15 protein-coding genes and 1 tRNA gene are annotated in these 15,142 nt (G+C 70.7%); 7 read left to right on the top strand and 9 right to left on the bottom strand.

Annotated features, from left to right (window positions below):
* The first annotated feature begins 102 nt into the window (after nucleotides 1-102).
* The 6 genes from ACWD1U_RS07545 to ACWD1U_RS07520 all read left to right on the top strand — a co-directional run bounded on the left by ACWD1U_RS07545 (nucleotide 103) and on the right by ACWD1U_RS07520 (nucleotide 4,348).
* Nucleotides 103-1,071 (top strand): ABC transporter ATP-binding protein, encoded by a 969-nt coding sequence (locus tag ACWD1U_RS07545; protein ID WP_451105778.1) that lies wholly within the window; start codon nucleotides 103-105, stop codon nucleotides 1,069-1,071.
* A complete protein-coding gene (locus ACWD1U_RS07540) occupies nucleotides 1,061-1,978 on the top strand; it encodes an ABC transporter permease (protein WP_451105307.1) in 918 nt (305 codons plus the stop codon). Before ACWD1U_RS07545 ends, ACWD1U_RS07540 begins: the two co-directional genes overlap by 11 nt.
* Entirely contained in the window at nucleotides 1,975-2,886 is a 912-nt protein-coding gene (locus ACWD1U_RS07535) for an ABC transporter ATP-binding protein (RefSeq protein ID WP_451105305.1), read from the top strand. The genes ACWD1U_RS07540 and ACWD1U_RS07535 overlap by 4 nt, the downstream gene beginning before the upstream one ends.
* A gap of 9 nt (nucleotides 2,887-2,895) precedes the next feature.
* Complete coding sequence (locus ACWD1U_RS07530; protein WP_451105303.1) at nucleotides 2,896-3,615, top strand: ABC transporter permease subunit; 720 nt, start codon at nucleotides 2,896-2,898, stop codon at nucleotides 3,613-3,615.
* Between the two features lie 98 nt (nucleotides 3,616-3,713).
* Nucleotides 3,714-3,977, top strand: a complete 264-nt coding sequence (locus tag ACWD1U_RS07525; protein ID WP_451105301.1) for an SGM_3592 family protein — start codon at nucleotides 3,714-3,716, stop codon at nucleotides 3,975-3,977.
* A 285-nt stretch (nucleotides 3,978-4,262) separates the two neighbouring features.
* Nucleotides 4,263-4,348 (top strand) — tRNA-Ser (locus tag ACWD1U_RS07520).
* A gap of 32 nt (nucleotides 4,349-4,380) precedes the next feature.
* Here the strand turns inward: ACWD1U_RS07520 and ACWD1U_RS07515 are convergent.
* From ACWD1U_RS07515 to ACWD1U_RS07475, 9 genes are all read right to left on the bottom strand, one after another.
* Nucleotides 4,381-5,199: an HAD family hydrolase gene (locus tag ACWD1U_RS07515; protein ID WP_451105299.1), complete on the bottom strand. Its 819-nt coding sequence runs from the start codon at nucleotides 5,197-5,199 to the stop codon at nucleotides 4,381-4,383.
* Nucleotides 5,196-6,473 (bottom strand): serine--tRNA ligase, encoded by a 1,278-nt coding sequence (gene serS / locus ACWD1U_RS07510; protein ID WP_451105298.1) that lies wholly within the window; start codon nucleotides 6,471-6,473, stop codon nucleotides 5,196-5,198. The genes ACWD1U_RS07515 and serS overlap by 4 nt, the downstream gene beginning before the upstream one ends.
* 582 nt (nucleotides 6,474-7,055) lie before the next feature.
* Nucleotides 7,056-7,988 carry a prephenate dehydratase gene (pheA, locus tag ACWD1U_RS07505; RefSeq protein WP_451105296.1) on the bottom strand — a complete coding sequence of 311 codons (933 nt, stop codon included), beginning with the start codon at nucleotides 7,986-7,988 and terminating at the stop codon, nucleotides 7,056-7,058.
* 62 nt (nucleotides 7,989-8,050) lie between these two features.
* Nucleotides 8,051-9,340 carry an iron uptake transporter deferrochelatase/peroxidase subunit gene (gene efeB / locus ACWD1U_RS07500; RefSeq protein WP_451105295.1) on the bottom strand — a complete coding sequence of 430 codons (1,290 nt, stop codon included), beginning with the start codon at nucleotides 9,338-9,340 and terminating at the stop codon, nucleotides 8,051-8,053.
* 6 nt (nucleotides 9,341-9,346) lie between these two features.
* Entirely contained in the window at nucleotides 9,347-11,434 is a 2,088-nt protein-coding gene (locus ACWD1U_RS07495; RefSeq protein WP_451105293.1) for a copper resistance protein CopC, read from the bottom strand.
* A gap of 13 nt (nucleotides 11,435-11,447) precedes the next feature.
* On the bottom strand, nucleotides 11,448-11,903 hold the full coding sequence (locus ACWD1U_RS07490; protein WP_451105291.1) for a copper chaperone PCu(A)C: 456 nt from the start codon (nucleotides 11,901-11,903) through the stop codon (nucleotides 11,448-11,450).
* Nucleotides 11,900-12,553: an SCO family protein gene (locus ACWD1U_RS07485; protein WP_451105289.1), complete on the bottom strand. Its 654-nt coding sequence runs from the start codon at nucleotides 12,551-12,553 to the stop codon at nucleotides 11,900-11,902. The genes ACWD1U_RS07490 and ACWD1U_RS07485 overlap by 4 nt, the downstream gene beginning before the upstream one ends.
* Nucleotides 12,554-12,644: 91 nt before the next feature.
* Nucleotides 12,645-13,388 carry a YcnI family copper-binding membrane protein gene (locus ACWD1U_RS07480; RefSeq protein WP_451105288.1) on the bottom strand — a complete coding sequence of 248 codons (744 nt, stop codon included), beginning with the start codon at nucleotides 13,386-13,388 and terminating at the stop codon, nucleotides 12,645-12,647.
* Nucleotides 13,389-13,518: 130 nt separating this feature from the next.
* A complete protein-coding gene (locus ACWD1U_RS07475) occupies nucleotides 13,519-14,340 on the bottom strand; it encodes a hypothetical protein (RefSeq protein ID WP_451105287.1) in 822 nt (273 codons plus the stop codon).
* Between the two features lie 267 nt (nucleotides 14,341-14,607).
* Between ACWD1U_RS07475 and ACWD1U_RS07470 the strand changes: the two genes are divergently transcribed.
* Nucleotides 14,608-15,072 carry an ATP-binding protein gene (locus tag ACWD1U_RS07470; RefSeq protein ID WP_451105285.1) on the top strand — a complete coding sequence of 155 codons (465 nt, stop codon included), beginning with the start codon at nucleotides 14,608-14,610 and terminating at the stop codon, nucleotides 15,070-15,072.
* Nucleotides 15,073-15,142: the final 70 nt, after the last annotated feature.

The raw sequence follows: 15,142 nt of genomic DNA, 5'->3' as shown, positions 1-15,142 counted from the left end.
AACCAGGTCCCCTAAGGGCCCCTAATACTCCAGGCTGACCCGAAGACAGCTCTGCGGAGTGACGACCGCCACGCGTACGGCCCCTACCGTCGAAGCGTGACTGTGATCGCGACCGAAAGCCTGAGCAAGCGGTTCCCCCGGGTGACCGCGCTTGACCGGCTCTCCGTGGACGTCGGGCCCGGTGTGACCGGACTCGTCGGAGCCAACGGGGCCGGCAAGTCCACACTGATCAAGATCCTGCTGGGTCTGTCCCCCGCCACCGAGGGCCGCGCCGAAGTGCTCGGCCTCGACGTCGCCACCGAAGGCGCCGCCATCCGCGAGCGGGTCGGCTACATGCCCGAGCACGACTGCCTGCCGCCGGACGTCTCGGCCACCGAGTTCGTCGTCCACATGGCGCGCATGTCCGGCCTGCCGCCCACGGCCGCGCGCGAGCGCACCGCCGACACGCTGCGGCACGTCGGCCTGTACGAGGAGCGCTACCGTCCCATCGGCGGCTACTCCACCGGCATGAAGCAGCGCGTGAAGCTCGCGCAGGCCCTGGTGCACGACCCGCGCCTGGTCTTCCTGGACGAGCCGACCAACGGCCTCGACCCGGTCGGCCGCGACGAGATGCTCGGGCTGATCCGCCGGATTCACACGGACTTCGGCATCTCGGTCCTGGTCACCTCTCACCTGCTGGGCGAACTGGAGCGTACCTGCGACCACGTCGTCGTCGTCGACGGCGGCAAGCTCCTGCGGTCCAGCTCCACCACGGACTTCACGCAGACCACCACGACACTCGCGATCGAGGTCACCGACACCGACGAGCACCCGGACGGCACTCGCGCGGTCCGTGAGGCGCTTCACGCGCGCGGAGTGACCGTCGAGGACGGCAGCGGCCTGCCGGGCGCCGGCCATGTCCTGCTGCTCACCGCGCAGGGCGAGGAGACCTACGACCTGGTCCGGGACGTGATCGCGGACCTCGGACTCGGCCTGGTGCGCATGGAGCAGCGCCGGCACCACATCTCCGAGGTCTTCACGAGCAGCGACGAGCGCGAGCAGCGGAAGGAGGCGGTCGGCCATGGCGGTTGAGCACTCCACGGGGACATCCGTCCCGGCACCGGGTGACCAGACCCGCATCCACAACATCGGCTACCGCAACTACGACGGCCCGCGCCTCGGCCGCGCCTACGCCCGCCGCTCGCTGTACTCGCAGTCCCTGCGCGGCTCCTACGGCCTCGGCCGCTCGGTGAAGTCCAAGGTGCTGCCGATGCTGCTGTTCGTGGTGATGTGCGTGCCGGCGGCCATCATGGTCGCCGTCGCGGTCGCCACCAAGGCCAACGCCCTGCCTCTGGACTACACGCGCTACGCGATCGTCATGCAGGCGGTCATCAGCCTGTACGTCGCGTCGCAGGCACCCCAGTCCGTCTCGCGCGACCTGCGCTTCAAGACCGTGCCCCTGTACTTCTCGCGGCCGATCGAGACCACCGACTACGTCCGTGCCAAGTTCGCGGCGCTGGCCTCGGCCCTGTTCATCCTCACGGCCGCTCCCCTGCTCGTGCTCTACGTCGGCGCCCTGCTGGCCAAGCTCGACTTCGCCGACCAGACCAAGGGATTCGCACAGGGACTCGTGTCCGTGGCACTGCTCTCACTGCTCTTCGCCGGCATCGGCCTGGTCATCGCGTCCTTCACCCCGCGCCGCGGCTTCGGCATCGCGGCCGTGATCGCCGTCCTGACCATCACCTACGGCGCCGTCTCCACCCTCCAGGCCATCGCCGATGCCCAGGGCAGCAGCGACGCCGTGCCGTGGATCGGACTGTTCTCACCGATCACGATCATCGACGGCGTGCAGTCCGCGTTCCTGGGCGCGACCTCCGCCTTCCCCGGCGGGGTGGGCCCGAGCAGCGCCGAGGGCGTCGTCTTCGTCCTCGTCGCCCTGGGCTTGATCGCGGCGACCTACGGCCTCCTGATGCGCCGCTACAAGAAGGTGGGATTGTGACCACGCTCTCCATCGACCACGTCTCCCGCTGGTTCGGCAATGTGGTCGCCGTCAACGACATCACCATGACCGTCGGCCCCGGCGTCACGGGCCTGCTCGGCCCCAACGGCGCCGGAAAGTCCACCCTCATCAACATGATGGGCGGCTTCCTGGCCCCCTCCAACGGCACGGTCACCCTCGACGGGCAGCCGGTCTGGCGCAACGAGCAGATCTACCGGCACATCGGCGTCGTCCCCGAGCGCGAGGCGATGTACGACTTCCTCACCGGCAAGGAGTTCGTCCTCGCCAACGCCGAGCTGCACGGCCTGGGCGCCAAGGCGGCCCAGAAGGCGCTGGCCACGGTCGAGATGGAGTACGCGCAGGACCGCAAGATCCAGACGTACTCCAAGGGCATGCGCCAGCGCGTGAAGATGGCGAGCGCCCTCGTCCACGATCCCTCGCTGCTGCTGCTCGACGAGCCCTTCAACGGTATGGACCCGCGCCAGCGCATGCAGCTGATGGACCTGCTGCGGCGCATGGGTGACGAGGGCCGCACGGTGCTGTTCTCGTCCCACATCCTCGAAGAGGTCGAGCAACTCGCCTGGCACATCGAGGTCGTCGTCGCCGGCCGGCACGCGGCCAGCGGTGACTTCCGCAAGATCCGTCGCCTGATGACCGACCGGCCGCACCGCTACCTGGTGCGTTCCAGTGACGACCGCGCCCTCGCGGCCGCACTGATCGCCGACCCGTCGACGTCCGGCATCGAGGTGGACCACGCCGAGGGCGCGCTGCGCATCCAGGCCGTCGACTTCGGCCGCTTCACGGCCCTGCTGCCGAGGGTCGCCAGGGACCACGGCATCCGGCTGCTCACGGTCTCGCCGTCCGACGAGTCCCTCGAGTCCGTCTTCTCGTACCTGGTCGCGGCGTAGGAGGCCCTGATGTACGACCCCACAGTCGCCCGGCTCACTTACCGGGCCCTGCTCGGCCGGCGCCGGGCCCTCATCCTCGGAGCCCTGCCGCTGCTGCTCATCGTCATCTCGGTGGTGGTGCGCTTCCTCGCCGGGGCGGATGACCAGACGGCGGCGGACCTGCTGGGCGGCCTCGCCCTCGCCACGATGGTGCCGATCATCGGCGTCATCGCAGGAACCGGCGCTATCGGCCCGGAGATCGACGACGGCTCGGTGGTGTACCTGCTGTCGAAGCCGATCAAGCGGCCGACGATCATCTTCACCAAGCTGATCGTCGCCATCGCGGTGACCATGGTGTTCTCCGCGGTGCCGACCCTCATCGCCGGGTTCATCCTGAACGGCAACGGCCAGCAGGTCGCGGTCGCCTACACGGTGGCGGCGCTGGTCGCGTCCATCGCCTACGCGGCCCTGTTCCTGCTGCTCGGCACGGTCTCCCGGCACGCGGTGGTGTTCGGACTCGTCTACGCGCTGGTCTGGGAGGCCCTGTTCGGCTCCCTGGTGCCGGGCGCCCGCACGCTGAGCGTCCAGCAGTGGTCGCTGGCCGTGGCCCAGAAGGTGTCCGGCGGGGACCTGGTCTCCTCCGACGTGGGCCTGACCACGGCGACGGTGCTGCTGGTGGCCGTCACGGTGCTGGCCACCTGGTTCGCCGGGCAGAAGCTGCGCTCGCTCACCCTCGCCGGCGAGGAGTGACGTGCCCCGGCCTTGACGGAGGCTTCACCTCTGTCCGGGCACACTGGGCGAACGGGACGTAGGGAATCGCACGGGAGTTGGACGGCTGGGAGGTCGGGATGGCGGGCGAGAAGGCTCAGTACGACGACCGGGGACAGTCCGGATCCGGGGCCGGTGACGGCGCCTGGGACGACCTCGACGGTATCGCCCTGGACGAGGACTTCATACGCTCCGCCGGGACCTCCGAGCCGTCCGCCCGGGCACGGATGCTCGCCGCGCGGTGGAGCCGCGAGGAGCCGGAGCCCCAGCCCTGGCGCTCCGACGAGCCGCCCGCGGGCTGGTTCTTCAGCAAGGCACGCCGGCGCAGGTGGCGCAGGCGTTGACCGCCCGCCGGTTTGAACCCACCGCCGATTTATTCAGTGGCGTCCGATTCGCCCGGCAGGCAGAGTAGTTGTCGTCGCTGCCGGGCTCATGGATGTCCGGCAGCACGAGCCGGGGAGGAGCGGGACGATGTCCATGCACGACAGTAGTCCAGCTCCTTTCAGGGCAGCCCGCGGCGGGTTCCGGAGTAGTCACTACCCCTCCGTGGAGCCCGTTCCGTAAGGGGAGCTGCCCGGGGCGGCCGCTTCGAGCACGCGAATCGCACATCGCGTGGGCCGCCCACCCCCGGAGGATTGGCCGAGCGGTAAGGCACTGGCTTGCTGAGCCATGGTCGGGCTGGAAGCCCGCGCACGTTCGATCCGTGCATCCTCCGCCGGCACCACCGAGCCCCTGGGTGACGGGGATTCAGCCCAGCAACCGCTCCAGCACCACCGCGATGCCGTCCTCGTCGTTGGAGGAGGTCACCTCGTCGGCCACCGCCTTCAGTTCCTCGTGGGCATCCGCCATGGCGACGCCGTAGGAGGCCCAGGCGAACATCGGCAGGTCGTTGGGCATGTCGCCGAAGGCGATCGTCTCGGCCGCCTTCACCTTGAGCCGACGGGCCGCCAGCGACAGCCCCGTCGCCTTGGACAGGCCCAGGGGGAGAAGTTCGACGATGCCCTCGCCCGCCATGACGACGGTGACGAAACCGCCGGCGGTGCGCGTGGCCACCTCGCACAGCTCGTCGTCCGACAGCGTCGGGTGCTGGATGTACAGCTTGTTCAGGGGCGCACTCCACAGATCCGAGGCGTCAGTGAACGGCGTGGCGGGGAGCCTGCCCTGCACGGCGTAGCCCGGGCCGACCAGCACCTCGCCCTCCAGGCCGTCGCGGCTCGCCGCCACGTACAGCGGGCCGACCTCCGCCTCGATCTTGGCCAGCGCCACCCCCGCCAGCTGCCGGTCCAGCGTCACCGACGTCAGCAGGCGGTGCGCCCCGGCGTCGTAGACCTGCGCGCCCTGTCCGCAGACGGCGAGCCCTCGGTAACCCAGGTCGTCGAGGATGTGCCGGGTCCAGGGGACCGCGCGGCCGGTGACGACGATGTGCGCGGCGCCCGCCGCGGTGGCCGCGGCGAGCACGTCACGGGTGCGCTCGGACACCGAGTCGTCGGAACGCAGCAGCGTCCCGTCGAGGTCCGTGGCGACGAGCCGGTACGGAAAGCCGCCCGGGGCGGCCGTGTCCTTCACTTGGCCACCGGCTCCAGGACCTCCCGGCCGCCGAGGTACGGGCGCAGCACCTCGGGCACGCGCACCGAGCCGTCGGCCTGCTGGTGGTTCTCCAGGATCGCCACGATCGTGCGCGGTACGGCGCACAGCGTGCCGTTGAGCGTGGCCAGCGGGCGGACCTGCTTGCCCTCACGGACCCGGATGGACAGCCGGCGGGACTGGAACTCGGTGCAGTCCGAGGTCGAGGTCAGCTCGCGGTACTTGCCCTGGGTCGGGATCCACGCCTCGCAGTCGAACTTGCGGGAGGCCGAGGCGCCCAGGTCGGCACTCGCCACGTCGATCACGCGGTACGGCAGCTCCAGCGAGGTCAGCCACTGCTTCTCCCACTCCAGCAGGCGCTGGTGCTCGGCCTGCGAGTCCTCGGGAGCGACGTAGGAGAACATCTCGACCTTGTCGAACTGGTGCACGCGGAAGATGCCCCGGGTGTCCTTGCCGTGCGAGCCGGCCTCGCGGCGGAAGCAGGGGGAGAAGCCCGCGTAGCGCAGGGGGAGGCGGTCGGCGTCGAGGATCTCGTCCATGTGGTACGCCGCGAGCGCCACCTCGGAGGTGCCGACCAGGTAGAGGTCGTCGTCGGCGAGGTGGTAGACGTCCTGGGCGGCCTGGCCGAGGAAGCCCGTGCCCGCCATGGACTGGGGGCGGACCAGGGCCGGGGTCAGCATGGGGGTGAAGCCGGCCGCGGTGGCCTGGGCCATCGCGGCGTTCACCAGGGCGAGTTCCAGCAGGGCGCCCACGCCCGTCAGGAAGTAGAAGCGTGAGCCGGAGACCTTGGCGCCCCGCTCGACGTCGATCGCGCCGAGGGTCTGGCCGAGCGCCAGGTGGTCCTTGGGCTCGAAGCCCTCGGCGGCGAAGTCCCGGATCGTGCCGTGCGTCTCCAGCGTGACGAAGTCCTCCTCGCCGCCGACCGGCACCTCCGGGTGGACGAGGTTGCCGAGGCGGAGGAGCAGCTCCTGGGTCTCGGCGGCTGCCGCCTCGCGGTCCGCGTCGGCTGCCTTGACGTCGGCGGCCAGCCGGCCCGCCTTCTCCAGCAGTTCGGCCTTCTCGTCCCCGCTCGCCTTGGGGATGAGCTTGCCGAGCGCCTTCTGCTCGGCGCGCAGCTCGTCGAAGCGGACGCCGGACGACCTGCGCCGCTCGTCGGCAGACAGGAGGGAGTCGACGAGCGCGACGTCCTCTCCACGGGCGCGCTGCGACGCGCGCACACGGTTGGGGTCCTCACGGAGCAGGCGAAGGTCAATCACGTGCTCAAGGCTACCGGTGTGGGATGACAGCCCACGACTGACTATTCCGACCGCGCCTTACGTACCGCTATGGGCGAATTGCGCACGGTGTCAATGGGTATCGCGCGTCTCCCCGATACGGGGCAGTCACAGGGTGCCGCCTTGACCTGAATCCCTTGCGGTAAAGGCGACTTGGGGCCCGGTTGTCCACAGGAAGTCCGGCCACCGAAAAGTTATCCACAGGCTGTGGGGGAGATCTGTGGATTTCGGAATTGATCACTCCGGAAGGTCCGGTCACCCCTCAGAATTCCCGGTATAAACCCGCCCTACTCTCACTTTCGAGTGGAAATGGGTCACCCTGAAGAGTTACGCAAGGGAAAACAGTGGACGAACGGTGACCTGCCCGTCGATGGACGCATCAGGGCCCTGGAGGCGACTTGTCGACTGAACCGTGGTTCGTTGTCGACTTGTCCCCAGGTCGAGAAGCTGACCTGTGGATAACTCCTGTGGACAACGAAAATCAGCAGGTAGGACCAGCCGGGAGAGGTCCTGGAGACGGTCTGCAGACGGTTTGGAGGCGACCTTGAGGCGACCTGGGACGGCCTAGAACCGGCCGTCCTGGCACCGCGCCACCCAGTCCGCCGCTGCCACGAACTCGTCGTCCGACGTTCCCAGCCGCGGCGGCTGGACCTCGCCCGGCTGCAGGTCGGCACGCGGATAGGAGCCGAGGTAACGCACCTGGAGGCAGATCCGCTTCAGGCCCATCAGCGCTTCGGCCACCCGGCGGTCGGAGATATGGCCTTCGGCGTCGATGCAGAAGCAGTAGTTGCCGATGCCCGCGCCGGTGGGCCGGGACTGGAGCAGCATCAGGTTGATCCCGCGGGTGGCGAACTCACCCAGCAGGTCGCGCAGGCCGCCGGGGTGGTCGTCTCGCTGCCACAACACGACGGAGGTCTTGTCCGCGCCGGTCGGCGCTGCGGGCCGGGCAGGCCGGCCGACCAGCACGAACCGCGTCTGGGCGTTCTCGGCGTCGTGGATCCCGGTCTCCAGGGGCTCGAGGCCGTAGCGGGCGGCCGCGAACTCGCCGGCGAAAGCGGCGTCGTACTGACCCTCCTGGACCAGCCGGGCGGCGTCCGCGTTCGAGGCGGCCGACTCCCAGTGCGCGTCGGGGAGGTGCTTCTTCAGCCAGTTGCGCACCTGTGGCTGGGCGGCCGGGTGCGCGGAGACGGTCTTGATGTCCGACAGCTTCGTGCCCGGGCGGACGAGCAGCGCGAAGGTGATGGACAGCAGTACCTCGCGGTAGATCATCAGCGGGGCGCCGGCGACCAGTTCGTCGAGGGTGGTGGTGATGCCGCCCTCGACGGAGTTCTCGATCGGCACGAACGCGGCCTCGGCATCGCCGGCGCGTACCGCGTCCAGTGCGGACTGCACGGACACGTACGGGATGAGCTCCCGGGTGGCGGCCTCGGGAAGCGTGCGCAGGGCGACTTCGGTGAAGGTGCCCTCGGGGCCGAGATACGCATAGCTCGCTGGCATGACCTCACCCTAATGGGCTCGCGGAAGCGCCGACCCCCACAAGCCCACACGGGGATGACCCCTCACCCCTCCAGCAACTTCTGCCCCACGTACTCGCCCTCTGCGGCCCCGCCCGGCACCGCGAACAACCCGCTCGACTCGTGCCGGATGAACTGCGACAGGGCGTCGCCCCGGTCCAGCTTGCGCTGCACCGGCACGAAGCCCCGCAGCGGATCGGCCTGCCAGCAGATGAAGAGCAGACCAGCGTCGGGTACCCCGTCGGGGTCGATGCCGTCGTGGAAGGAGAACGGGCGGCGGAGCATCGCGGCGCCGCCGTTCTGGTCGGGCCGGGTGATCCGGGCGTGGGCGTTGATCGGGACGACGAGGTTGCCCTTGGCGTCCGTCTTCTCCAAATCCATCGCGGTCGTCTCGGTGCCCCCGGACAGCGCCGCGCCGTCGGACTTGCGGCGCCCGATGACGTCCTCCTGCGCCGTGACGGAGAGCTTCTCCCAGTCGTCGAGGAGCATGCGGATCCGGCGGACCACGGCGTAGGAGCCGTTCGCCATCCAGGCGGGTTCACCCTTTTCGGGGACGAAGATGCGCTGGTCGAAGTCGGGCTCGCTCGGCTTCGGGTTCCGGGTGCCGTCGATCTGGCCCATCAGGTTGCGGGCCGTCATGGGGTGGGCGGTGGCGCCGGGCGAGCGGTTGAAGCCGTTCATCTGCCAGCGCACCTTGGCCGCCCGGCCCGCGTCCTTCTGGATCGCGCGCAGGGCGTGGAAGGCGACCAGGGCGTCGTTGGCGCCGATCTGCACCCACAGGTCGCCGCCGCTGCGGTTCTTGTCGAGGTGGTCGGAGGAGAACTCGGGCAGCGGATCGAGGGCGACCGGACGCTGCTTCTCCAGTCCTGTTCTGGCGAAGAAGCTGTGGCCGAAGCCGAAGGTGATCGTCAGCGAGGAGGGCCCGGCGTCGCGGGCCACGTCGGTGTCGTCATGGGCGCTCGGCTGGCCCGCCATCAGCCGACGGGCCGTCTCCGACCAGCGGCGGAGCAGGGCGGCGGCTTCCTTGCGGCCCGCGCCCGCGGCCAGGTCGAAGGCGACGAGATGGCCGCGGGCCTGGAGGCCGTCGGTGATACCCGGCTGATGTTTCCCGTGAAACGTCGCTCGGCCGGTGCCGAGCGAGGTGAGCGGAGCGGTGGCCTCGGAGGGGGAGGCGGCGTAGCCCACGGCGGCGCCCGCCGTGCCGAGCACGAGCCCGGTGGCACCGGCGGTGCCGAGCAGCCGCCGTCGTGAGATGCCTTCTCCGGCGGCGGTCGCCGCGCTCTCCCCCGGGAGGGTGCCGGGGGTGCGGGCCTTCGGAATGGACTGGTCAGCCATGGTGGTTCAGCCGATCTGCGCGTTCTTGGTGACGGTCACCTCGTCGATGTCGGAGGTCCGCACGGTCACGTCGACCTGCCAGTCGCCGGCCATGGGGATCTGCACTCCGTTCGCCGACCAGTGTCCGGTAGCGATGTGGTCCGGGACGACGGGCAGGGGCCCGATGTCCTTGGCTTTGAGGGTGAAGTCGACCTTCACCTCGGGGATGTCGAAGGCCCGGCCGTTGGGCCGCTCCACGTAGACGTGCATCTCGTTGTCACCCGCCCGGGCGGGGTCGAGATCGATCGTGACGACGCCCTTGCCGTCCGCGCCGCCGGTGTCGAAGGGCATGTTCAGAGTGAGCGCCCCGGACGTCCCCGCGTCGGCGGAGGCGGCAGCGGAGGACGAGGTGGCCGCCTTGGCCTCCTGCTCGGTGCGTCCCGGCTCGGTCTGCGTCAGCACGGTGGTGACGGCGAGCAGGACGAGGGCGATACCGGCCTCGGCCAGCACGGAGCGGCGCAGCCCGAGGCGGTTCGGGTCGGCGTCGCGCAGTCGCTTCTGCCGGGCGGAGTCCCGAGCGGCCCGCTGCCGGGCGAGCTGGGCGGCGCGCTCGGCGTCGGCGGGCTGGGAGTCGGGCTGCTCGTCGAAGTCGGAGTCGGCGCCGGCTCCGACTCCGGCGTTGATGCCGGAGTCGCAGTCGGCGTCCGCAAGGGCGTCCGTGTCGAGATCGCTCCGGCCGTCGTCAGCGGCATCGGCGTCTGCGCCGCCCGAGGCATCAGCCCCCGCACCCACCCGCGCTTTCTCCCGCTCCGTCGGCGCCGGCACCGGCTCCGCCAACCGCCCCGTCCACCGTCGCGAGGTCCACGCGACCCCGACGAGGACGACGACGAGGGCGATCTTGACCAGGAGAAGCTGGCCGTAGCGGGTGTCGGTGAAGGCCGACCAGGAGCCGAGCTGGCGCCAGGACTGGTACGTGCCGGTCGCGATCAGGGCGAGCACGCTGCCGAACGCGAGACGGGAGAAGCGGCGGACGGCCGACGCGTCGACGGGCGTGCCGGCGGGCGCCCGGTACAGGGCGACCAGGAGCGTGGCCAGTCCGCCCAGCCAGGCGGCGACGGCCAGCAGGTGGAGGACGTCGACCGGCATGGCGATGCCCGCCTGGAGCCCGACCGAGGCGTGCTCGGACATCGCCCAGCTCGCGGCGAGCCCGGCCGCCACGACGACGCCGCCGATCGAGAGCCCGAAGGTGAGGTCCCGCTTCGCCCGGGCCTCCTCGCTTGGATCAGGCTGTCCGCGAGTGGCGCCGTCGTTCAGGGTGGTGGTGGGAGACGGGCGGGCGTAGGCCCCGAACAGCACGGCGATGAACAGCGCCGCCGCGGCGAGCAGCAGCAGCCGTGAGACCAGGGCCGCGCCGGTCTTGGTCTGCAGCACCTGCCCGAGCAGGGACAGGTCGAAGACGTCGGCGACCTTCCCGGAGCCCGTGAAGGAACCCCGCAGGAGCAGCAGGGCGAGGGTCGCCGCAGTGAGCGCGACCCACCCGGAGACGACGAACCGCTGCACCGGCCGCACCCCGGAGCCGCGCGGCCAGCAGGCGAGGACGAAGGCGGCGCCGCCGACCATCACGATGAACCCGGCGTACGACACGTACCGCCCGATGCCGTACAGCCAGCCGACGATCCCGTCGTCGGTCGACTGCCCGGAGACCGACACGGACGTCTTGGAGGGGGCGCCGATGGAGAACGTGTAGGCGCCGGACACGGGGTGGCTGTCGGCCGACACCACCTGGTAGGCCACCGTGTACGTGCCGTCGGGCAGCCCCGAGTGCAGCCGCACGGCGTACGTCGTGCCGCTGACGTTGGACGGCTTGCCCGTGTCGACGCGCTTGCCCTCGGGGTCGAGCACACGCAGCGAGTCGTCGGACATCGCGACCTGCTCGGAGAAGGTGAGCGAGATCCGGGCGGGGGCCCGGTCGACCACCGCCCCCTGCCCGGGGTCGCTGCCGGTCACCGCGGCGTGCGCGGAGGCCGGGCCGGCTCCGGCGAGCAGTGCGCAGGCCACGGCCAGGAGCATCAGCACCAGAGTCCGGACGCGGCGGGGGGCGATGGTCTGCGTCACAGTGGTCCCTCCCTCAGTGTCCGGTCTTCGGGGTGTAGGTCGCGGGCTTCACCGGCATCTCCACCTTGACGGGGGCGGAGTGGGCGAAGTGCAGCTCGACGGAGACCGTCTGGCCTTCCTTCGGCCTGCGCTTCAGCTGCTCGAACATCAGGTGGTCGCCGCCGCTCTTCAGCTCCAGCCGGCCGTCGGCGGGGATCTTCAGGCTCTCGACCTCCTGCATGGCCCCGCCCGTGGTCTCGTGCACGGTGACCTGCCCGAGGTCGCTGGTGACCGAGGTCAGCTCGTCGGCGGCACCGCCCTTGTTGGTGACGGTGAGGAAGCCGGCCGCCATGTCGTCGGACACCGGCTGCGGCATGTAGGCCGAGGCGACGGAGAGTTCCGCCTTCCCGGAGTCGCTGCCGGATCCGCCGCAGCCCGTCAGGGCGAGTGCCCCGGCTATGACGAGGGCCGCAGGGCCGGTTCGCCTCACGGGTTCTCTCCCTTGACGATCTTGGGGAGGTCCTTGGTGTAGTCGTCGACGGTGGCGTCCTCGCCGTAGAGCACGTAGCCGCCGTCGGTCTTCGGTGAGAACGCGATGACCTGGGTGCCGTGCTCGGAGACGAGCTTGCCGTTCTTGTCCTTCCTGGTCGGCTCGATGGAGATGCCGAGGGTGCGGGCGCCGGCCTGGATGGTCGCGAAGTCGCCGGTGAGGCCGACGAAGCCGGGGTCGATGCCCTTGAGCCACTTGCCGAGCTCGGCCGGGGTGTCGCGCTTCGGGTCGGTGGTGACGAACACCACGCGCAGCTGGTCCTGTTCGGCCTTGGGCAGCTGCTTCTTGGCGACGGCGATGTTGTTCATCGTCAGCGGGCAGACGTCGGGGCAGTGGGTGTAGCCGAAGTAGATCAGCGTGGGCTTGCCCGCGGTCTCCTTGCGGAGGTCGTACTTCTTGCCCTGCGTGTCGGTCAGGACCAGGTCCGGCTTCTCGAAGGGCTTGTCGAGGACGGTGGCGGCCTTGTCGCTGCCGGCTTCCTCCGAGACCACGGAGACGGGCTTGTCGCTGTCGTCGCCGCTGCCGCACGCGGTCAGGGTCAGGGAGGCGGCGGCGAGCAGGGCGGCCGCGGCGAAGGTTTTGGTGCGCATGGAAAATGTCCCAGATGTCGGTGGTCCGGCGCGCACCGGGGTGCCCCCTTCACGTGGGCGGTGTCCCGGCGCGCGCCGTACGGAAGCAGCCTCAGGCGTTGGTGCGCCGGCGTCCGGCGAGCACGCCGTAGGCGACGCCGGCCGCGCCGATCACGATGCCGACGACGCCAAGGACGCGGGCGGTGGTGTCGGTGCCGTCGGAGGAGCCGGTGTCGTCGGCGGCGGTGTGGGTGGAGGCCTTCTCGGCCGCCTTGGCGTCGGAGTCCCCGCCGGCCGCCGAGTCGTGGTGCCCGTCCTCGGAGGCGGCGGACAGCTCCAGCACCGGGGCCGGGTTGTCGGGCTCCTCCTGGCCCTTCTGCGGCACCTCGATCCAGCGGACGACCTCCTTGTTGGAGTACGTCTGCAGGGCCTTGAAGACCAACTGGTCGGTGTCCTCGGGCAGCTGGCCGACGGAGACCGGGAACTTCTCGAAGTAGCCGGGCTCGATGCCCTTGCCCTCGGCGGTCCAGGTGACCTTGGTGACGGCTTCGGAGATCTTCTCGCCGTGCATCTCCAGCGGCTTGTCCAGCTTGGACTTGGTGACCTCGATCTTCCAGCCCGGCATCGGCTCCGGCATGACGGAGGCCAGCGGGTGGTCGGTCGGGAAGTTGACCTCGAGCTTGGTGGTCGAGGCGTCGTCGCGCTCGTTGGGGACCTTGAAGTCCACGACCGCGTAACCGCCCTTGGCGGCCGTGCCCTCGGGCTGCACGGTGACGTGCGCGAAGGCGGGGGCGGACAGGGCGAGAACGGTGACACCGGCGGCGGCACCGGCCGCGGCGATACGGGAAACCTTCATGGAAGGAGCACTCCGCTGTGAGTCGGTCGGGCTGTGGGAGAAGGATGCGCGCACGCGCGCCTGCCGCACGACGGCGGCGGCCTCTCCGAGCCGTCCGGTGAGTGCGGAGGGCGGAGTGGTGGTCGCGTCGTCAGGCGGCCAGGGCGAGTGCGGCTGCGGAAGCCGTGACGGCCGGCGGGCCGCGCCGGATCACCGAGTGCTGGAGTGCGGTGGTACGGGGCATCGGGGGCGCGGGCCGCGCGGCGTGCACGGGGCGCGGATGTGCCTCCGGCGCTCCCGGGAGCCCGGCGCGCAGTGCGCGCACGAGTGCCAGGGCGGCCCGCAGGGAGCGCATGAGTGCCCCTTCGGCGACGCCCTGCGCCGACAGTTCGGTGAGCCGCAGCAGCGCCAGGTCGCCGCGGCGCAGCAGCCAGCCGGCGGCGAGGGCCGCGAGGACGTGGCCGAGCAGCATCGGCAGGGAGGGCCACAGCGAGGCCGACGACCCGGACATGTCGTCCCCGGGCAGGTGCGTGTGCGCTCCTGCGGCCGGCTGGACCCGTGCGTCGGTGAGGATCTTCTGGGCCTGCGCCGGGCTGATCGCCGCGGCCGTCGTGCCGCACACGAACCGTGCGGCCTGCTGGACCAGCGCGGCGTCGCTCCTGCCCGCCGGCGCCGATGCCGTGACGGCGGCCGCACCGTGCTGGCCGAGACCGAACAGCGTGTGCAGCACCGTCTGGCCGACGGCGAGCAGTGCCGTGATGCCCGCCAGCGAGCGCACCCGCCCGGCGAGCGGAGCCGCCACCACGGCCACCCCGAGGAACCCGGCGCCCAGCGTCCACAGCGGGATGCCGTCGCAGGAGGCGAGCGCGTGACCTGACCCGGCCAGCACGACGCAGACCGCGGCGAACACCGCGGCCCGCAGGATCCGGAGTGTGTGTCCGGAGCGCGTCGCGCGCGCGTGGGGGGCAGTCATGGCGGGCTCATCATCGCACTGGCCCCGCGGGCCACGTGTGGCAGGTCCGCAAGATGCCGTACGACCGGAACATCACCCTCTGATGCCGCACGCCCCCGGATGCGCCGATGTTCGCTCCCCCGGCACCCCGACGCGCGCCTCCACATACACCGATCGGGACCAGCGCGCATCCGCCGTATGGGCGGCCTCACGACAACTTCACGCTTATTCACGGGGCCTGGGGGCAATACGTAACGGTATGTCGAGCCGCGGCCAGGAGGCTGGAGCATGAGCATCTGGTGGTCACTCCATCTGCGGCGTGAAGCTGCGAGCGTGCCGCTCGCCCGGCGCCTGCTGATCGGCACGATGGAGACCGCGGGCGTGGACCCCGACATCTCCTACGACCTCTCCGTCGCCCTCAGCGAGGCCTGCGCGAACGCCGTGGAGCACGGCGGCGACCTGGGGCGCGGCCCCGGTTCGGAGGCGTACCGGGTCACCGCGTACCTCGACGGCGAGAAATGCCGGATCGAGGTCGCCGACGCGGGCCCGGGCTTCCCCGGGGCCTGTGCCGGACGGTCCCGCCCGCAGATCAGGCCCGCCCACTCCGACGCGGAGCACGGTCGTGGGCTGTGCCTCATCGAGGAGCTCGCCGACCACGTCCACATCGGCAACAAGCCAGGTCGGGGCGGAGCAGTGGTGAGCTTCGACAAGGTCCTGAAGTGGCGCGAGGACGCACCGCTGATGGCGGTCTGACCGACACCTGGTCCGACCGGCACCGGCAGGGCGGTGTTTCACGTGAAACATCCGCCCCTGAACCTCGGTT

This window comes from Streptomyces sp. NPDC002788 (assembly GCF_053592115.1).
This window is presented reverse-complemented; position numbering and strand designations above follow the sequence as displayed.

Excerpts from the sequence above, each read along its gene's own strand:
- ACWD1U_RS07540 (WP_451105307.1), top strand. The coding sequence starts at position 1,061 with ATGGCGGTTGAGCACTCCACGGGGACATCCGTCCCGGCACCGGGTGAC.
- ACWD1U_RS07530 (WP_451105303.1), top strand. The coding sequence starts at position 2,896 with ATGTACGACCCCACAGTCGCCCGGCTCACTTACCGGGCCCTGCTCGGC.
- ACWD1U_RS07525 (WP_451105301.1), top strand. The coding sequence starts at position 3,714 with ATGGCGGGCGAGAAGGCTCAGTACGACGACCGGGGACAGTCCGGATCC.
- pheA (WP_451105296.1), bottom strand. The coding sequence starts at position 7,988 with ATGCCAGCGAGCTATGCGTATCTCGGCCCCGAGGGCACCTTCACCGAA.
- efeB (WP_451105295.1), bottom strand. The coding sequence starts at position 9,340 with ATGGCTGACCAGTCCATTCCGAAGGCCCGCACCCCCGGCACCCTCCCG.
- ACWD1U_RS07485 (WP_451105289.1), bottom strand. The coding sequence starts at position 12,553 with ATGCGCACCAAAACCTTCGCCGCGGCCGCCCTGCTCGCCGCCGCCTCC.
- ACWD1U_RS07480 (WP_451105288.1), bottom strand. The coding sequence starts at position 13,388 with ATGAAGGTTTCCCGTATCGCCGCGGCCGGTGCCGCCGCCGGTGTCACC.
- ACWD1U_RS07475 (WP_451105287.1), bottom strand. The coding sequence starts at position 14,340 with ATGACTGCCCCCCACGCGCGCGCGACGCGCTCCGGACACACACTCCGG.
- ACWD1U_RS07470 (WP_451105285.1), top strand. The coding sequence starts at position 14,608 with ATGAGCATCTGGTGGTCACTCCATCTGCGGCGTGAAGCTGCGAGCGTG.